Consider the following 18,133-nt stretch of genomic DNA (forward strand, 5'->3'; position numbering starts at 1 on the left):
TTACGCAATTTACGTTGGTGACTGATTAAATTTTGAATTATATGCACCAATGCTTATATCAGAAACATGCTTGCCAGGATAAAGCGCAGGTATCTCTGTTTCTATAATAGCAAGCAATTTTGCTTGAAATCCTGGCACATCGTTGTGCGAAATCAAATCTTCACAAGCTGAACGAGTAGCTAAAAATTCATATGGATAAACCAAACCGCCAGTAGGAGAGACATTCAGCCACACCTTGTCAGGATCTCTTATATACCTGTTCGATATACGAGCCTCTACCTGTAGATCGCCCCTTATAATTGTAACTTCTGACGTTTTAGTTTGTTCATCTTTTGTAATAAATTCCGTGTAGCTACTCGGTGCCCAAATAATTTTACAGATAAAACCAACACCCACCGCCAATGCACCAGAAACATAAGAATCAGGTACTTCAGTCCTGATATAATAACCAATATCATCATTATATTCAGTATAGTGAGGAATCCCATTATCAAGATTGGTTTTCTCAAAGGTGGTTTCGTAACGAGAAGAAAAAGACCTTTCTGACATATAGCTATTAACGCTTATTGTTCTAATCGTCTTTGTAGTCCAACGAGTATAATCATCGCTGTACCAACCATCTCGCGTTGTTATTAGTGTATTCCCGGGCACAACCGTTAAAACATCGGCTGGCGCGTTGTTATATGTCACAACACTATCTTTTGTAACAGTGTAATCAAGTCGTGAATATTCAAAATGCCAATGATCCCGTGGAAACCAAATACAATCACCCGCTGGAATAAATTTGTTTTGATTTAAGGTTGTTATAGAAGAATTGTAGGCATAACCGGCAGGGTCAATTGAAACACTTGTTCCAGAGAAGATCACACGCTCCTGAAGACTATCAGTACCATAATTATTATCTAATTCTATCTGTTTAGAGAATAACCTTTTGTTAGAACCAGCTATATAATAGTCTTCCCATACAATTTCATCTACAGAGAGAAACATATCATTTGTAGGGTCGTAATAATAATTAACCCTAATAGGGAAGTTGTCTTTTTGGCTCAGATCAAATATGATTATAAAAATCTCAATCGCAGGTTTTAAGCATGTCTTCGTTTTTATGGGTAACGTTTCCTCTTGGTCTGTACCGGGAGATACCACATAATAAAAGCTACTAATTCCATCGTCATAATAAACACATTGAGCGTAAACCTTATCTTCAAAAGCCATCTTTCCTGTCTCGTTAAGCAACTCAAGACGGTTAAGATATCTTTGCCCTTCCCCTGTCTTTGTTTGAAGCCACAACACAAAAAATTCACAATGATAAAGAACAGGCATCTGTTGAAGGTTAACACCCACCATCTGTTCTACAGTTAAACCAAACTGCTCCAAAGCCCTTATGGTGCCACTCTTCTCCGGGTCAGAACTTCTGTCTACCAGAACAGTAAAAAGGGTGAGCTTGTTCACATCAAAGCTTTCCGGAGCAACGGTAAATCCTTGATCTTCGGCAAGTTCAGGATCAAGAATAGAAAAATATGTATTGGTATCTATTATCATCTGCAAGGCCTGTTTTTGAAAACCCATTCAGGAATTTTTTCAAATAAGGGAAGCACCTTATACAGAGGTGCTATTCTCGAAGACATATAGTCCTTATCCCGCTTAGGCTTATCGGCACTATCGGGCGCAGCCACGGGCTCGGTGCCCATCTGTTCCGGGTCAAAGCCAAAAAGAAGAACCAACCCACATTTTATATATCCAGGGTTTTCCTCCGATCCCGCCCCCGCCTCTTCATCTGAAATTATATTAATAAAATCCGTAATCATACATTTTTCGTAGGAAACATATTTATATCCGACACAAGGGACGCTGCTTTTATTGCAGACTTCCAAGTTATAGCGCACGTTATCCCCCTCGTAACCCATCGGGGTGTCCAGGGAATAATCGTATTTTGAAACAATGCGACATACAGCAAAATTGACATTGGCAAAACATTCATCGCAGAGACATGGTTTACCTCCCCCCACGCCTTTCATTGGCACCCATATATCCGCATAGGACAGCCCATATCTGATATAAGTACGGATATGAGTCCCGTCAGCAAAATGAAAATTACGTTCTCCCGTGGGAAGTTTCTGGAAAGACATGCTGGTGTTGAGCATATCCAACTGCCTCCGGGCAAAACCCATAAGTGATTTTCCCGCAGCAATATTACCGCTAACTTGAAACCGCGTTGGAATGGGAGGTAGATAAAACACGATTAAGTCACCGGTTCTTCGTAAGAATGGGATTCACTCAGACTTCCACCATAGCTCCATGTTTCACCTTTACGCTCAGAACCCTGATATCCATGAGAGATAGAGGTGTTCACCGCGCCAAGGGCAGAGGCCAGAGATTGAGCTGAAACACTGGCAACAGCCTCACCAATCCTCTCTGCTAAAGACTCTTTATTCATATAGGCCTGTAGATTAATTTTTTCATTCTCAATGGCCTGAGTTACTTTCAGTTTAGAAGCCTCTAACCCCATTTTGGCCTCTTCAATAAGCATTTGATACTGTTTTGATACTGCATCAATCTCAGCAGTATAAATAGTTATTTCTGATTGGCGAACATCAACGAGCCCCCTGTTCTTGCTAGTGATAGACTCAATTTTAGATTTGTAAACTTCGGCCTGTCCTAAATATATCCTTACAAGACCATCGTTATATTCGGTAATTCCCTTGATCTTAGAGACAAGTGCCTCCAAACTAATTTTTATCCCCTCCCACTGAGCCAGATATAATTTTACATTCTGCTCATAGGCTCGGAGAAGGTAGTCCGTTGTCGCTTTCTGGATCTCGACATTGCGTCCCTCCCTGTTTTCAAAAGCTTCTCGTAAAAGCTGTTCAAGCTGTGTTCCCGTAGTGATTGCAAACTTCTTATAATCAAAAGCCATCTCAAAATCTTTAATGGTGATGGTGTTGAGCGCATCTTGATCGCGTTTCATTATCTCGGCAGAGAAATTAATTTGCATAGCAGCAACTTGCCCGGAGGGGAGTTCAAAACCCCTACTTCCCACTGCGTCCAGGGTTTTTCTGTACTCCCTGTCTTGGCTTAATCTTCTGCTCTCCTGCTCACGTTGAACCATGGCAAGATGGGTAGCATCGGAAAGGCCTGGCCCCTCCTCTAAAATAGCCGCATGTACCTTAGAAAAAAGAGCTTGCCACATTTCTGAGGTATATTCATGCTGGGTATAATCAAAACTTACATCCACCTTGCTGGGAGGAACAGGAGCAATAAAAGAAAAATCTATATCACCCAATTCTTCAAAAACTGGTGGGTCGCCTATGTCAGCAGGAAAGCTATCGTCCAAAACCAAAGCCGGAAAATTTGGCATGGGGGGATATTCAGGGGCATCTATGCCGGGAATATTCACATTCACAATACTGGTTGCCGGGTCATATTCTCCTAATGCAGTTTCCAAATTGAGCAGAGCCGTATCCACCTTTGTCTTCATTGCATCAGCATAGGCGGTGGTACTGTCTATAATGTCGGTGATCTCTGTATACATGCTTGTCGGGTTCACACTAGCCGCAGGCAGATTTATTTTCTCCGCCCCTGAAATTGCAAGAGTCATAGCTATTGTCTCCTTCTGCTAAACTTTGATATCATTATACTTAAATCAATTTGCTCTATCTCGAAACACGCACAAGAAACAACTTTTAGAGTCATATATCTACCTACAAGACCTTTGCCTACCTTGACACGAACCTCACACATTCCCTCATTTTTCACCTCAAAAGGATAACTATGCCATTGTCCATTTCTATCTGCCATAACCAACAATTCATAATCACCGATACCCTGTAATCTCAGATATGCGCTGTTTATAGATTTCTGGTTTTTGTTTCCAAAATCGGTTGTTGCAAAAGCAAAACATTTTTCCTTGCCTGATTTTATGGATTTTTCCAAATTATACAGTCCGTCAAAACCGGCAATATATGTCTGGTCAGCAACGGCAAGTATACTGCGAGTCTGTAATGAGTTCTCGCTAACAGCCTTACTCCCCACCTCACCAACAGCTCCTTGAACATGCATACCACCTTCCGCTCCACCAAGAATAATCTCGGTCTTTCCACGGACGGTTAGTGAGTTGTACTCTTTTTTAAGCTCATATCTTTTATTGGTAAGATTAAAAACAGAACCACTTGGAAGCCCTAGAAACACTCCTTCAGGAGTAGCAAACAGCAACGACATTTGAGATGTTTCAAAACCAAAAAGCATAGGGTCTACAAGGTGAGAGCTATTTGCCCATTCAAAAGCAGGGAAATTAAGAATTTTTCGATGGCTCCATGTATCCGGATTTGTACCGCCCACGAAATAAACGGCTGTCTCATCTGAAACAAAAAAACCTTCGCCTACAGAGCGAACCATCCGCACCCTAGAACCATAGCGAAGACGATTTTTTACCATATCGACCACACCGGGAAGACCATGTTCAGAGAAGATAACTTCTTGCCCTACAGCAAAAAGAATACGCCCTGCAATACTATCTATATGAGTTGCAATAGGCGCAGGGTAAAAGCTAGATTTAGCATCTGGCCCAGGCCAAGTTTGGGATACCCAAGGGGAACTGGTAAAGACTATTTCTGCAGGAATCTCAGCACGGGCCACAGAAAAAGACTCGAAAATTAAAATACAATCGGACACGCCTTTAATTACTACAGGAGTATCTACTTTCACCGCACAGTTAAAGCCAAGGCCTATGGTGGCCTCTGCTAGTGCATGGGTGACAGCTGGCAACACCCGTACCTCTGTGTTAAAACTGAGGCCAAACATTGTAGCAGATTTTATATACTGACTATTTGCCATTTTATGTGCCCTTAACGTAAGGCCTACAGCCTGTTTTGTTATACTACGGGAACTTCTGGCACAATGTTAATATTAAAAGAGTCCACATTGAAATCAGCACCAACCACCACATTGCCACTGGTCAAAACCATTGGGGCGAGGCTAGTATCGCCTCCGGCATCAACCACGATACCACCATCAAAACGCTCAGAGGCAGTAGAGGCTCCGGTAATTACCTCCACATCGTAACAACGGAAATAGAGAGGTGTTCCCGTGGTTAACCACTTACCACTCCATGAATTTGCCGCAGCGAGTTGTAGCGCACCCACTGACCCGCCTGTTGGTTCAAGAACCAAACCATTCTCCGCATTACCCGCAACATGAGCAAGACCATCTTTGGAAACGACAGCCAGGAGAACACCTGTCTCAGCCGCATCTGAATTAGCAGGGACACCTGCAGAATCATCATAGATATGAATAACTCCACCGCTTTGTTGGGTGATAAAATTGTTCACAACCTTCTGCATGATACCAGTTGATACTTTGACGATTGGCATGTCTGGAAATCCTCCAATTAATTTTTTAGTGATAGTACCCGATACAGTGGTTGCAGGGAAAGTGACCTCACCCGCAAGAGAAGAGAGAACAATAGGGCTCGCAACACTCTCTGTAGAAAAGCCTAGCCCCATGATAGTGCTAGAACTTATCTCAATAGGGAGAGGTGGAGCGGCCTCTGCAACCAAAGATAACTTGGTTGTATAAACATCTCCATCATCCCATGTCTGATCGCAGATAAGCGTATAGGGCGTTCTACCATCACCATAAGCCCCACGATGAAATTGGTGATAATCAACGAGCTGTTGAATTCCGATAGAAACCACACCGCTTGCGACAGTAATGGGATGGGCACTGACACAATAGTTACTTTTACAAAAGAGGACAAAGCTGTCAGGCTCGTCTGTTTCTTGCAGATACGTTTCCCCGATAGAGGCAGCTTCTCCCTCTGGGTTTGTTTGAAGAAATTGCACCCCGGTATCCGTGGCTACCCCACCACTTTGATTTGCCGGGAAGGTAAAGAAGTTGCCGTTTACTTTCTCTTCCGATATCAGAAACAAATCTTCCGATGCACAGTAAACGATAGAATCCTCGCGGCCAGAAGCCTTCGTCCCATCAAACGGACAAATCTCGGCGGAATCTGGATGAATCATATCTGTCAATTCATCCCATGAACCTGTAACAACAGGATGCGTGGCGTAATTCCAAATAGCAAACCTGCTGCCACTTACAGCAACATGGTTGCCGAAAAGAGAAAACGCAAAAGAATATTCCGCACCCGCTACGGCAACGCTTTCACCAACGACCAAACTACGAAGAAAAACATTTGGGGAAACATTGTCTACCCAAGCAGTGTTGTATAGCATTAAAAGCGGAGCAGGGGCGGTAGGAGCCGCTGGATTGTAGTGCGACGCAAGTGAAAACTTACCATAGCCAACAGTTACACCAGCTTTAAGCACGGAAGGGGCACCTATTGTAATTGCGTAGGTGCTTTTGTCGTAACTTATTTTGCAAGCTTCTAACCTGCCGTCGGTTGAATACGCCAGAACAAAGCTACCACTATTTGAGTCCCATTCTAGGGCAACGAAATCAATATCTTCAAACGGTGTGGGGATTTCAAACATTACCTCCCCACGGGCAACTGCGCTAAACACGCCATCTGCCTCTGTCATTTCTACTAAGCTCAGTCGCCCCTTAGCTCCATCCAGATTCCAATAAGATGACTCGTCAGCAAAGTTTAAAATGAAGTTGTTCGCTCTGTCGGTAGCCGTATGGAGTTGTGCTGGAAATATGGCCGAAGGCGATTCTAGCCCCGGATTAACTATTTCTATTGTCATGATATTTACCTTTTAAAATTATCGTAAAACATATTAATCTATCCCTAACCCCTCGCTACCTATGCTGGTGGATTATTGACATTCAGAGTCACGATAATACTCTGGCCCATATCAACAGTTACATTTTCAAGCAACAGATCGGCATCGGCCACACCGACAGAACCATCCCATCGAACAGCAACATCGGACGCATCGGTGATTTCGTCTTTATCGTAAAAACGGAACCAAGTTGCCTCACCCGTAGCAACCCAAGTGCCCTTCCATTCTTCTCCTTCGGCAGGGCTAATTACGCCATCTACCGGAGAACCAAAATTGAGACCATTTGTCACCTCCCCAGGAGTATGCGCCAAACCATCTACTGTGATAATTCCGAGCAGCGTTCCCGCCTCTGCATCATCTGCTGAGGCAGGTTGCGTTCCGCTGTAGATATGAAGAACGCCACCGGCAAACCGAGCGGCAAAGGCAATAAGCTCAGCCAAGATCATTCCTTTTGCTTTTTTCACACTCATTATATAATCCCTCTGTTGTTACTGGCCTTCATTAAGGGCCAAAATCCCGTTTTCAAAACCGTTACAGTAGAAAACGTTGCTCCCCAGGAGCGTATAGGAAATTCGTGCGCCTTGTGTTAAAGCAGAACGAATACCCTGTTTAGTTATCCCGTTAGCATTTGTTTGTATGAAAAATAAAGCCGTATCTGCTTCTCTATCTTCTGCAATAAAAAAATTATCCCCCAAGGGAAACATCGAATGATAAGCACCCTCAGCCAACTTCTTTACATCTAGGGCAGAAACAATAGCCCCGGTATGGTCTATCTCAATATCACGGCAATCTTCTAGTGTTGATTGCCCTTTCGCAATGACTAATCTTGCCGGATCATCGACGTTATTCAGGCCTAAACAATTATTGTATAAAACGATATCATGGGCCATATTCTTTCCCCATAACGATTACCATAAGTGATTACGATGTGGGCGATTCTGGCTATTAAGTCTCTGCCTGTTGGCCCTGAGCATATCGCCAAAATAATCCTCAAATTTTTCCAGATGAACTGCGGCAACTTGTGGTGCATAGGAATCCAAATCAACATCGGAAAGAGCTAAATAAACAGCCCAATGATGCAACCTGCTATGGTGTCTTTCAGAAATAACCGGCTCGCTATCCACATCATTCAGGGACAGCTTTTCGCTTGCAAGTGGCGTTCTGTACCCCTCCAATTCGATAATACCGCCACCAAAGGGGGGGGGCGGTAGAATAAATATTTTCTTATCGTCTGTGATAAGGAAAGCCGGGTCGCCCACAGCTTGAAGGTCGGGTAAGTTGTTGCGGAAAGAGAGGTCGCCACGGGAACGAATTTCCAAGTCAGTTCGTTGCCCGGAAGAATTAAGGAAATGGGCGATATCAATTTTATAAAGACTTCCGCTAATGTCAGCATGCAACTCCCCTTCCCTTAGAACGAGATTACTCAATCCATCAGTATTAGATTCAAAGATAAAATCCCTGCGAAGACAGGCCTCATCTATCGCAGCGTTAAAAAAGGACACAATGGTATCATCGTCCCAAAGATACGGAGTAACCTTATCACCAGTAACGCGCCTAAACTGAGCGACAAGGTCTGTAGTTTTCATTACGCCAACCCAAACTGATTAACAAGATTTCTCGCCAAATCTTTATAGACATCGAGTTTTTCAGTTTTTTCTAGCTCAATTTTATAGTTGGGGAAATTTGCCAAGATAAAGTCAACAACAGTTTTTTTGCTGGTCATAGAGTCCATCACCATCAACGAATCTTCTACTTCATCTTGCTTTCTTTTCGCTTCCTCAGTTTTCTTATTCTCGAAGTGGGATTTTCCCACTTTGGGAAAAGTTGCAGAAGCCGTAGCACCTCCTTCGTCAACGACATAAACACTTGTGTGAACGAGCATCTTTGTGGCTATTGACAGGGGCACCCGCTTTATCTGGTCTTTTTCCCACATGCCAGTGCCAAACAAAGAATCGTTATAAAGCTTTCTTTTCCCCACATAACGGACAAGAACCATCTCTTTTGATGGTAACCCTGGGATTGTTTTTGTCTCACTCTGCAAGGGCACAATTTTTGTTAGCACCTCTATCACCGCCTCAGTGATAAGCTCATCTATATTTTCCTCCTGAGCAGAGGAATCAAGCGTGTTAATGATCGCCTGTCGCAGACAATCTCTGTTTTTTGTAGAAATTTTCATTGGTGGCCCTTGTTGTTCGAATAATCGTTAAAAGTATGATCAAAAAAAAGAGGTAAAAGGTTTCCCCTGCCTCTCTCCTGAATCAATACCCACAGCTATTTTTAGGAAATTCCCTGAACATAAAATTCAACTTTCCCGTCTGTAGCATGAGCCGCGCCTTTAGCAGTCAAAACCAAATAAGCATTTTTAGGCATTCGTACCGATCCTTTAGCGACAGTACGACGAATAACTGCGACAGCCGCACTAGAAGCACCGGCAAAGAGATAGGCCAAATCTTGTGGCACCTCGGCAGAATCATCCCCATCGACATATTCAAAACCAAGATTAAAAGCGGTCTGGGCAGTACAGGCATTGGTAACAATAGCAACAGCATCAACCAGCTTTGTTCCAGCCTCAATAACACCCAAGATAACCTTATCGTTAACGGCAACGGCATTGATAGAATTGCCATTGGCAACGGCTCCGGTAGCATCTACTTCAAACCCATATTTAAGGGCTGTCACATTTCCATAAGGTGTACCACCAAACCCTGGATCTGGAAGATGGTGGGCATTTTTTATTGTAATAGTAGGCATAATGTCTCCTTTTATTTTATAGGTTCACCCTGCCAGAAAAGTTTTTATAGAGCAGGGTGAAATTTTTAGATTTTTACGGCAGTATCAATGGCAATGATACCGTGATCGGTAGGTTGTTTTCCGTCTGCGCCATAATCAACTTCAAAGCGAATTTTGGATTTACCGTCAATCATTCCTGCCAGAATTTCCAGTTTATCGCCATGATCCAACTCTTTTTCGCTCCAAAAATAGGGCACGCCTGATTTTTGATGCTTACCAAGTGCCTGGGCAAGAGCCTGACCACCAAGAAGGAGGGCACGATCAACGGCATAACCCGCTGCTGCAAAAGAAGCAGGGACGAGATCGGTGGTGGTTTCTGCAGAAGAGTTAATGTTGGCACACCAGTTAATAGGATCACCGGCAAAGAAGCGAATCGGCTTAGGCATCTTGACAATTAAGATACCGTTCCACAATCCAGCCTCACCTTTAAACAGTGGGTTTCCACCCGCTGTTGAAGCCCTTTGCATAGCGTTAGCCTGTAGGGTACGAAAATTACCGGAGGCAATAAAAGACGCATACTGTTGGGGAGTTGCTAAACAGACACGAAGAGGATCATCACTCGCCATACTATCACCATGAAATTTAACAGGTGGTGGAGGCAGGGGCATAGAATCTACCACAGCTCTCAAAGCATCCATTAAACCGAACTGCATAACATCGGTAGTTTCGATGTTAATTTCACCAGCCGTGGCGCTGACTTTTTCCAGATAACCACCGTTGGCTATAAAATGACGGTTGCCAGAAGGAGCCCGAACCGGATTAATACAGGTAGCAGTAAAATCAGAATCGGAGGCCAGGGGAACAACCCATTCAATGTTGTTATGGAACCCACGGGCACCGGCCATGTGTACCAGGGTTAGCTGGTCTTCGAGATTTTCCATATAGCCATACCCCGCTGCTCGCGCCAGGGTTCGTAGCTGATGCGGAGTACGCTGTTGGGTCATGGTGTCACCAGCATTGATAGGTTTCCGTGTCTGGTTAATACGGAGTTTATCATTGCTGAAAGTCATGGAAACGCCACGGCCCTCGGCCATATCACCGCCCATAATGGGTTTGCCCCCGATGGGATTGATCAGATCAAAAGTAACCTCATCCCCTGCACTTTTTTGCAGATCACGGCAACGGACGATGGGCATATCGGTCGAGGTTTGATTACGCAGATTTTTTTCCGCCCCTTTCTGGGTAGGAAACTTGCCCGCTAGACGATTAAGGTTGGTTTGGCGTTGAGTGGTCGCGGCAAATAAACCGACGGCCTGTTTTGTACATGCTATGGGGTCACCATAGGGTATATTGGTAGGCATATTCGTACCTCTCTAAATTTTTGGCACAAAAAAAGCCCCTTACTATTTTTAGTGAGGGGCTACTGAATAAAGGCAAAACTGTGGGGCATCAAAAAAGCCCTTAGCTGGAATCAGCTAAAGGCTTCGGGATAAATATTCTTCAATATCATCAGGACTCATACTCTCCATGGTGGACATCAGGTTTATGGCATTTGTCTCATTATCAAGCAGTGACAACTTATCTGCCTGGGTCGATGCCCCTGGCACATCACTTAAACTCTGCATCTCTGCTGGCTTTTTTGCTTCGGCCATGGCCGCTTGGGCAATTTCTTCTGCTGTTTGCTTTGGTGCTTCTGCCGCTTTTTCAGGGTCACCTTTTTCGGCTGTATCGTCATTTTCAACGGTAAGGGAGTCCTGATAACGCGATACAACAAGAGCAATTGCTTCAGGGTCAGCTACCTGCTCCACGGCCCGGACATCGGCAGGTTGTTTGTCAAACCATTCCCAAAAAAGTGGGTCGTTTTTTGCCTCAAGGTAAAAGGGATTAAACTCCGCCACGGCCTGATCGAACTGACTTTGTTGAGTATTGTTTTCCTCCTGTTCCTGGGCCAGCTGTTTTTCCTTCATCATCGCCTGAAATCTTTCGGCAATTTCTGGATAATCTTCTGCCAGTTCTACAAGCTCTGCTTCATCAAGCTCAGGCAACTTTGCAGCAGCCACCTGCTTGCTTGTTGCTAACTCCGCCTCAAGTGTCTTTACTCTGGCACGCTCACTTTCAAGTTCGGAGAAGGGGATGTGATGCACCCCGTCTTTAGCCATAACGACAGTTTCTTGATCAGTCGCATTTTCTTCAGACCTTGCGGGCTCTTTAACCATTGCTGGATCTTCAACGGCTAAAGGGTTTTCGTCAGGTACAGGATTGGCTAGCTCTTGATCCGAGGGGCGCGACTCCTCATCCGCTATAACATCGACTGCAGCAGTATCGCCTTCGGGTATCAAACCCGTATCAAGATATTCTGACATAATCGTGTCGGGAATATTGCCATTTTCATCCCCATACTGCTCCACTAATTCGTCAAAGTTATTACCAGCATTTTCAACACTCATATCTACACTCCCTTGCTAGATATCGCCCTAGCTGCGAAATTCAGGAGACAAAAAACCGATCACCACAATTAGTTAGAGGCAAAGGGCAACGCTTCTTGATTTTTTGGCACAAAAAAACGCCCATATCCATGAAGAGAGAGGGCGTTTAAATAATTTTTTACTTAATGACTTTAAATAACAGGAGATTCTATCCCTCTGTTCACCTCCTCATCGGCTTCTGCCATTGTGTCTAGCTGTTGTGTCTGAGGTTCATGTACCCTGTCTTCCTGTACTCGAGGAGGAAATAGGGGACTGGTGTTCTGGGTAACCCCGTCCGGTACACTGTTGGGTACGCCGTTGGGTACGCCGTTGGGTACGCCGTTGGGTACGCCGTTGGGTACGCCGTTGGGTACAGTGATGGGACCGGCGATATCCACAAGTGGTGGTTCATCTTTGTCCTCTGCCCCAGCGCTATGAAGAATCTGATCGGCAGAGGCCGCCACTCCACTATTTGTGGTGACCTGCAGGCCGGCTTGGATAGCTGAGTAAATACCTTCAATCCTGTTATTGACTTGTTCGGTAATAATTTTTTCTATCTCGGCCTCGGTCTTGCGTTCTTTCAGCTCAAGCTCTTTGGTCTTTAGCTCAATCATAAGCTCTGTTTTGGTCTTCTCAATAGCTTGCTTGATCCGCTCCTGCACCTGCTCTTCCGTAATTTTGGATCCATCCCGAAGTTCAACCATTGCCTCGATAATTGCGTCCTTGTTAGGGATATCAAGAAACTCTGCAAGATAAGGCATAAGGGCTTTTTGGTAATCATCGGGCAGAGATTTCATAACCTCCTGCAACAGTGTTCTGTTCTGGGCTTTATAAGAGGCCGTGCTTGGGATCTCACACATGGTAACCCGTAGCCTGGTACGTAGTAAATTGTTGTTAAGTACCGTGACTCCCGTGCCTTTAAAATCAACTGGATCATTCAAGGCGATGATTTTGTTGTGCTGCAGAGGTTCTCGTTTAATCGTGACAATTTCTCTTTTTGTTCCAATATCTTTAATAATCAAAGAGAGAAGCAGTTCGCCGACCTGTTGCCGAGACCACTTATAATTATCGAAAAATTTTGCAATGGCCTGCAGGCTATGGTGAACCTCCCCACTTTTTACCTGGCTGATATCAACCCGCATATCAACTGCCGGTTGCTCTAGTGCCTGGGTGGATTGTTGGAAAAACAGAATAAGATCTCGTAATCGGGCCTCCTGCTGAGAGTTAATGGCCTCATTATGATTAACCTCAAATTTGGCCCCAAGTTTAGCCATCTCTTTTTGGTTCAGAATAATATCAGCATCGGGTCTGCCACACTCTTCTCTAAACTGATCATCCGTCATGGCCACTGCCCCATCCGTTCGTACTGTGCGGGTGGCGGATAAAGCCCATTGTTGTTTGGCTATGCGAGCATTTACCTCGTCCTGGGGGAAGATGAGATCACGAATCATCCCGTAAGGAATATTGGTTCGATCCTCTCTGATCCCCCAAAAAGGGACATAGTTAAAACGATCAAATTCACTCTTTTTCTTTCCAAGAAGATGAGGTCCAAGAAAAAAGTAGGTGGTTATTTTTGAAACAAAATGGCTTTCCAATTTCCGCCCAGCTTTCAGGGCAATAATGTGTTCTGGCCGGTGTAAATTGAACTCCACAACACGATTATCACTCAGCCGCAAAATATAAATATTTACCCGTTCACGCTTCTGTACCTCAAAGAGACAAACACGATCGTTGTCAGGGGCACGCCACTCCTGTTCATCAACGTCCCATCCTCGCTCAATTTCCCAGGATTGAAAGAGGTTGATGTTGTCGCTATCGTTTGTAGCAAAGCTCAGTTGGTCAAAACCACCCCATGAGTTCCTTACTTGGTCACAGAGATCTTTTTTGCCGGGGAACATCGACTTAACCACATTGATATCTGTCCAACGTTTTCGTAGCAGCCAACGGGCATCGGAAAGGTCAGGTTCCTTTGCCAGATGATCCCAAAAAATTTCTCCCCGGTGCACAGCCAGGCATCTATAGGGGAATTTAAAGGGGTTTGTTTCACGGCTAACCTCAACCCAACCAAGGCCTGCCCCTATTTGTGGTTCAAAGGCCATTAGGCAGGAAGTATCCATATTACTTCGACGTTCGGCCTGATTGATTTTGTAGTTGAGAGCTTCTGCAATCTCTTCAGTATCTTCCCCTTCAACATCGGGTAAAATTTTCAGGTCAGTCTTGTTATTAATCTGAAATCCAATAGCAGCATTGACTAATGGCCCAATCATGTTTTGTGTAGCGGGAGGAATACCCTTCGCCTCAAGAGCTAAAAGGGTATCAGAATCAAGTTGATTGCCATCCTTATAATCCATGGCCTTATCCGCTTGGATACGCCAGAGTGGTTGTTCTCTGATTTCATCTAAAATGCTCGCCAGTAACTCACTCTCAGTACGGCCAGTATTTTTTTCAGTCATTTAAACTGCCCTCCAATTAACAGGTCTACGGTGTCTCTGGCTACTATTCTGTGCCGATCTTTCTCCTGCCGCGCCCATAGAACCATAGGCGTTTAAACCACGAACAAGAGTTTCAAATGCGTCATAACCGTGTGAAGCCCAATCGTGTCGTGGCCGATCTTTCCAACATCCATTGTTCTCGTCCCATTCACGCCGGTAATTTCGTAAACACTTTAGGCCGTCAGCCGCGCCCTTATTGCCAACACCGCACCCTCTTTTGCTAAAAAATGCCTTGGGAAGCCAAGACCGTGCTTCGGCAATTGCGGCCGTCTTATCATCTATTCGAGGAATAATTTGGCTGTTTTTCATCCCCGCTTCTATGAGAATATCTTCTAATGTTTTGGGCGGAGAGGCGGCACTGCTCGCTGTTCCTCCACGACGATAACCAAAATCATGGGGAAGAAAATGATAGCCCCACACACAGTTAAAATCTCTGTTCAGCTTGGCCCAATAGTACAAAACATCTTCATCGGTCCCCGTGAGATAACCGATCAGTCTGTCTTGAAACTCCACCCGTTGGTGCAACCAGACTGTCATGTTGTCATTTAACCCAAAATCCCAGCCGGTATTTACAGGAAAAGCAGGTTCAAGCAGGATCTCCTCAATAAGTCGTCCGGATTTATCAAGGACACTCAGCTGTTTGGAAAGATACGCTCCCTGAATAGATGATTGAAACGCCTCGTCGGCTGTCCCAGGAAACTCCCGTTTCATATCATCCTTTTGCTGTGCCGATTTCTCTGCATACCAGGCCCGTTTTTTCTTGCCGATTTTTAAACCAATGATCTTTTCCAGGTCGTCACAGTATTTATCCACCTCAGCAGGGATATAAATTCCATCGGGGTCCTGCTCGTTTTCCGTTCCCATCCACCACGCAAAAAAATGAAATTTATAGGCAAGTTTGCTGAGCTTGGCTCCTTGGTTGGCCTTCTCCCGGGCGGTAACACAATCTTCATAAAACTCCCCAGCATTACCTTCGGCCGTAGATTCATTAAAGACAAAACAGCCAGCCTTTAAGGTATTCAGTGCACCCGTTCTGATTTCTCTTGCTCGAACGGGAAAACGTGTGGCAATTTTACCCATCTCAGAGATATGAAGCGCCTGCAGGGTTCCACCACGATGGGAGATAGCGGCATAAACAGCAGACCCGTTCTTCCATTCAATAGTTTCTTTTGAATCAGTTTTAAGAGGGAACATTTTTTGTAGAAATTCAGGTAAACACTCGTAGGCAAAACTGATTTTCCCAAGTTTTTTCTTGGCATCAGCGAGAGTAATATCAATAACACCTGCTTGAGTACCGCTCTTAAAAAGACAGGTGTCCAGGATGATTATAGCGATGAGGGTAGAAAAACCCCGCTGCCGATCTTTCAAAATGATGTTCATATACCACATGGCATTCCAAAACATCTCCTGGCTCTCGTTACGAATAAATTTGACCTTTTTGCCATCCTTGTCCCGCACATAGTACAGGTTGTCGATTCTCCACTCTCTGTCTCCCAGACGAGATAAAATCTCCTGTTCTTCGGCCGGTGGATTATTGTGAGCCGTCACCGCTTCCTCCTGGTAAACCGCATGTTTTACCGTCGAGAATATCAATAATATTTCGTAGCGTTTGATCTGTTGCAGAGAGTTCAACATGCTCACGGTAGGCAGAGACATCAACATGCCGACCTATGGCTTCAAGGTTTTTGAGCTTACTCGGCCATTTGATTTTTATAATTTCACAGGGTGTATCACCTTTGATTTTTTGGATAACCTCAATCCCCTCAATGGTGACCCGCCATGCTCTGGGCCACTCCTCAATATCCTTAACCCGTCTGTTCTCATCAAGGATATCTATCACATCTAGTCCATCAATTTCTTCATGCCGCTCAAGGACTTTCTGGGCATCGTATTTGGCCTTTTCGATCTTCAACCTCACCAATTCACGTAATCGCTTCTGTAGTTCAGGTTTTTTCAGGTTCTCATGGCCCATGGAATAGGCACTATTGCTTTTATATCCTGCCGCCAATGCAGCCTTCGAAGCATTAAAATCCACCAAATACTCACTGCAAAAAAGCTCCTGTTTGGGAGTCAGTGTCGTGCCCGTTATTTTGTTTTTTCTCTTAGCCATCTTTGAGCTCCTCAACCTTATGTTCATGAGAGAGACTTACGCCAACCCTGCGTAGACCACCTTGGCAGAGATCAAAGCGAAGAGAGAGTGAACCACTAAAATCCTGCTCCAATTTCTCCAAGGCAGCATCAAGAGATGCCAGGGCTTTCTCTCGTAACCTGTTTTTTTTGAGAGTCATTTGGTTTCAACCTTTCTTGGCAGAAGATCCAGCAACCTGCTGTTTGTCGCATTTACTCTTAGCCTGGGCGCCAACTTTTATTTCAGCAATTGCAGTTTCATTACTGCGTACTCGGGCATCAAGGCCATTAAGCTTATCGCTTAGGGTTGTCAGGGCGCGGGTATTGTTGTCCAGTGACACTTTCATCACACTATTGGTATTATTCACATCTCGTTTCCACAACCAGACAACCAGGCCGCTTAGCAACACAAAGATCCACGCCGCAAACAAAGGATTACCAGTAAAGAACAGTTCAACCCCTTTCATTTAATCGTTCCTTCAGAGTGGCTCTGTGGGCTTATAAGGCGTGCGGCACCCTTCGCTGCCATGCGATCCCCAAACCACCAACAAACTGCCGTGGTAGTCAGATAGAGCAGGGAGCAAGTAACCTGGGTGACAATTTCAGCCGATTGTGTCGTGGTTAAAGCACCGCCAGAACTCTCTAGAATCGACCAGGCCCGACGACTAATCCAGGTGGAGAGTATCAACAGATAGAGAGTGATCCCTGGCCGAGCAAAACCCTTAACCGTATCCACCAGACCAAAAAGAATACAGATGAATACTCCGGCTGGCTGAGCCAAAATCGCTACCCAGCCCGTGGTGGAAAAAAGTTTTCCGGCCAGGGCCGTGGAAAGGGTCGGTTTATTGGCAACAATAAGGTGGGCGGCATAAGCCTCGGTTTCAGCTAGATGTAGGGCTCCTTCAGTCTGTACTCGAGCAACCCTGATATTGGCCTCGGTCTCAGCTAGCATCGCTTGACTCTCCGCCTGTACTAGCTTCAGCTCATGCTCACGCCCCTGGGCCCTATCCTTCATATCAAGTTCTCTAATCTTTCTCTGATTCCAACTGGACCAAATGGTTCCCGCAAGACCCGTAATTCCACCAAAAAGAATATCCCAAGGCATATCAATCTCCACTCTCTATAGTAAGTTCAAAATCTTCACCGCCCATGGCTTTGTGCAGCCTGCGGATGGTTGCTTTTGAAAGTAAAACGGCTCGCTGTCCAGCCAGGTGCCCACGTTTCTTACCATGTAATATGCAGCCGAGAACATTGGTTACATAGCCTTTGGTCCTGTCGCCGGCCACATTGCCTGAATGATGCAGAACATGCGATCGGCCCTCTACATTGCGCACCTGGTAAACCCAGCCAAAACGAGGAGACTTTACCAAACGACAGAGATAGACACCCAAAGGAATAGAGGAGACATTGGGCCGATTATCCCGCCACGGCAGCTCCAAGGTGTAGGAGCGAAATCCCCGTTCAGGGCAGCGAAAGACTCCCTCTGTGCCCTGGTCCGTGCTCTTCTCGCGTCTTAAGTTTGCCTGGAGCATATTCACCATTTTTTACATAAAAAAACTCCGTACTCTTGAACTAA

19 protein-coding genes are annotated in these 18,133 nt (G+C 45.0%); all 19 read right to left on the reverse strand.

The window, feature by feature from the left end; translation table 11 throughout:
• Positions 1-9 precede the first annotated feature (9 nt).
• Complete coding sequence (locus tag DP_RS10205; protein ID WP_011189234.1) at positions 10-1,569, reverse strand: type 2 periplasmic-binding domain-containing protein; 1,560 nt, start codon at positions 1,567-1,569, stop codon at positions 10-12.
• Positions 1,539-2,240 (reverse strand): hypothetical protein, encoded by a 702-nt coding sequence (locus DP_RS10210; RefSeq protein WP_156792263.1) that lies wholly within the window; start codon positions 2,238-2,240, stop codon positions 1,539-1,541. The genes DP_RS10205 and DP_RS10210 overlap by 31 nt, the downstream gene beginning before the upstream one ends.
• A 2-nt stretch (positions 2,241-2,242) precedes the next feature.
• Entirely contained in the window at positions 2,243-3,598 is a 1,356-nt protein-coding gene (locus tag DP_RS10215) for a hypothetical protein (RefSeq protein WP_011189236.1), read from the reverse strand.
• A 2-nt stretch (positions 3,599-3,600) separates the two neighbouring features.
• Positions 3,601-4,833 (reverse strand): hypothetical protein, encoded by a 1,233-nt coding sequence (locus DP_RS10220; protein WP_011189237.1) that lies wholly within the window; start codon positions 4,831-4,833, stop codon positions 3,601-3,603.
• A gap of 38 nt (positions 4,834-4,871) precedes the next feature.
• Positions 4,872-6,704 carry a hypothetical protein gene (locus DP_RS10225; RefSeq protein ID WP_011189238.1) on the reverse strand — a complete coding sequence of 611 codons (1,833 nt, stop codon included), beginning with the start codon at positions 6,702-6,704 and terminating at the stop codon, positions 4,872-4,874.
• Positions 6,705-6,763: 59 nt separating this feature from the next.
• Positions 6,764-7,213, reverse strand: coding sequence for a hypothetical protein (locus DP_RS10230; protein WP_011189239.1), 450 nt, complete (start codon positions 7,211-7,213; stop codon positions 6,764-6,766).
• Positions 7,214-7,231: 18 nt separating this feature from the next.
• Positions 7,232-7,633, reverse strand: a complete 402-nt coding sequence (locus DP_RS10235) for a hypothetical protein (protein WP_011189240.1) — start codon at positions 7,631-7,633, stop codon at positions 7,232-7,234.
• Positions 7,634-7,651: 18 nt separating this feature from the next.
• Positions 7,652-8,329: a phage adaptor protein gene (locus DP_RS10240; protein WP_011189241.1), complete on the reverse strand. Its 678-nt coding sequence runs from the start codon at positions 8,327-8,329 to the stop codon at positions 7,652-7,654.
• A complete protein-coding gene (locus DP_RS10245) occupies positions 8,329-8,805 on the reverse strand; it encodes a hypothetical protein (protein ID WP_156792264.1) in 477 nt (158 codons plus the stop codon). Before DP_RS10245 ends, DP_RS10240 begins: the two co-directional genes overlap by 1 nt.
• Before the next feature lie 215 nt (positions 8,806-9,020).
• Entirely contained in the window at positions 9,021-9,494 is a 474-nt protein-coding gene (locus DP_RS10250; protein WP_011189243.1) for a hypothetical protein, read from the reverse strand.
• A gap of 65 nt (positions 9,495-9,559) precedes the next feature.
• Positions 9,560-10,834, reverse strand: a complete 1,275-nt coding sequence (locus DP_RS10255; protein ID WP_011189244.1) for a N4-gp56 family major capsid protein — start codon at positions 10,832-10,834, stop codon at positions 9,560-9,562.
• Between the two features lie 114 nt (positions 10,835-10,948).
• The gene (locus DP_RS10260) at positions 10,949-11,920 is read right to left on the reverse strand and encodes a hypothetical protein (RefSeq protein ID WP_011189245.1); all 972 of its coding nucleotides are present in this window, start codon (positions 11,918-11,920) and stop codon (positions 10,949-10,951) included.
• 170 nt (positions 11,921-12,090) lie between these two features.
• Positions 12,091-14,391: a portal protein gene (locus DP_RS16930; protein ID WP_011189246.1), complete on the reverse strand. Its 2,301-nt coding sequence runs from the start codon at positions 14,389-14,391 to the stop codon at positions 12,091-12,093.
• Positions 14,392-15,978: a hypothetical protein gene (locus DP_RS10270; RefSeq protein WP_041277883.1), complete on the reverse strand. Its 1,587-nt coding sequence runs from the start codon at positions 15,976-15,978 to the stop codon at positions 14,392-14,394.
• Complete coding sequence (locus DP_RS10275) at positions 15,962-16,540, reverse strand: terminase small subunit (RefSeq protein WP_011189248.1); 579 nt, start codon at positions 16,538-16,540, stop codon at positions 15,962-15,964. The genes DP_RS10270 and DP_RS10275 overlap by 17 nt, the downstream gene beginning before the upstream one ends.
• On the reverse strand, positions 16,533-16,718 hold the full coding sequence (locus DP_RS10280) for a hypothetical protein (protein WP_041277884.1): 186 nt from the start codon (positions 16,716-16,718) through the stop codon (positions 16,533-16,535). The genes DP_RS10275 and DP_RS10280 overlap by 8 nt, the downstream gene beginning before the upstream one ends.
• Positions 16,719-16,724: 6 nt before the next feature.
• A complete protein-coding gene (locus tag DP_RS10285) occupies positions 16,725-17,024 on the reverse strand; it encodes a hypothetical protein (RefSeq protein WP_041277885.1) in 300 nt (99 codons plus the stop codon).
• Positions 17,021-17,662, reverse strand: coding sequence for a hypothetical protein (locus DP_RS10290; protein ID WP_041277886.1), 642 nt, complete (start codon positions 17,660-17,662; stop codon positions 17,021-17,023). Before DP_RS10290 ends, DP_RS10285 begins: the two co-directional genes overlap by 4 nt.
• 1 nt (position 17,663) lies before the next feature.
• Complete coding sequence (locus tag DP_RS10295; RefSeq protein ID WP_041278668.1) at positions 17,664-18,089, reverse strand: DUF5675 family protein; 426 nt, start codon at positions 18,087-18,089, stop codon at positions 17,664-17,666.
• Positions 18,090-18,133: the final 44 nt, after the last annotated feature.

It is taken from the genome of Desulfotalea psychrophila LSv54 (assembly GCF_000025945.1).
In the GTDB taxonomy this organism is placed as follows: Bacteria; Desulfobacterota; Desulfobulbia; order Desulfobulbales; family Desulfocapsaceae; genus Desulfotalea; species Desulfotalea psychrophila.

Excerpts from the sequence above, each read along its gene's own strand:
- DP_RS10205 (WP_011189234.1), bottom strand. The coding sequence starts at position 1,569 with ATGGGTTTTCAAAAACAGGCCTTGCAGATGATAATAGATACCAATACA.
- DP_RS10215 (WP_011189236.1), bottom strand. The coding sequence starts at position 3,598 with ATGACTCTTGCAATTTCAGGGGCGGAGAAAATAAATCTGCCTGCGGCT.
- DP_RS10220 (WP_011189237.1), bottom strand. The coding sequence starts at position 4,833 with ATGGCAAATAGTCAGTATATAAAATCTGCTACAATGTTTGGCCTCAGT.
- DP_RS10225 (WP_011189238.1), bottom strand. The coding sequence starts at position 6,704 with ATGACAATAGAAATAGTTAATCCGGGGCTAGAATCGCCTTCGGCCATA.
- DP_RS10230 (WP_011189239.1), bottom strand. The coding sequence starts at position 7,213 with ATGAGTGTGAAAAAAGCAAAAGGAATGATCTTGGCTGAGCTTATTGCC.
- DP_RS10235 (WP_011189240.1), bottom strand. The coding sequence starts at position 7,633 with ATGGCCCATGATATCGTTTTATACAATAATTGTTTAGGCCTGAATAAC.
- DP_RS10240 (WP_011189241.1), bottom strand. The coding sequence starts at position 8,329 with ATGAAAACTACAGACCTTGTCGCTCAGTTTAGGCGCGTTACTGGTGAT.
- DP_RS10250 (WP_011189243.1), bottom strand. The coding sequence starts at position 9,494 with ATGCCTACTATTACAATAAAAAATGCCCACCATCTTCCAGATCCAGGG.
- DP_RS10255 (WP_011189244.1), bottom strand. The coding sequence starts at position 10,834 with ATGCCTACCAATATACCCTATGGTGACCCCATAGCATGTACAAAACAG.
- DP_RS10260 (WP_011189245.1), bottom strand. The coding sequence starts at position 11,920 with ATGAGTGTTGAAAATGCTGGTAATAACTTTGACGAATTAGTGGAGCAG.
- DP_RS16930 (WP_011189246.1), bottom strand. The coding sequence starts at position 14,391 with ATGACTGAAAAAAATACTGGCCGTACTGAGAGTGAGTTACTGGCGAGC.
- DP_RS10275 (WP_011189248.1), bottom strand. The coding sequence starts at position 16,540 with ATGGCTAAGAGAAAAAACAAAATAACGGGCACGACACTGACTCCCAAA.
- DP_RS10280 (WP_041277884.1), bottom strand. The coding sequence starts at position 16,718 with ATGACTCTCAAAAAAAACAGGTTACGAGAGAAAGCCCTGGCATCTCTT.
- DP_RS10285 (WP_041277885.1), bottom strand. The coding sequence starts at position 17,024 with ATGAAAGGGGTTGAACTGTTCTTTACTGGTAATCCTTTGTTTGCGGCG.
- DP_RS10290 (WP_041277886.1), bottom strand. The coding sequence starts at position 17,662 with ATGCCTTGGGATATTCTTTTTGGTGGAATTACGGGTCTTGCGGGAACC.
- DP_RS10295 (WP_041278668.1), bottom strand. The coding sequence starts at position 18,089 with ATGCTCCAGGCAAACTTAAGACGCGAGAAGAGCACGGACCAGGGCACA.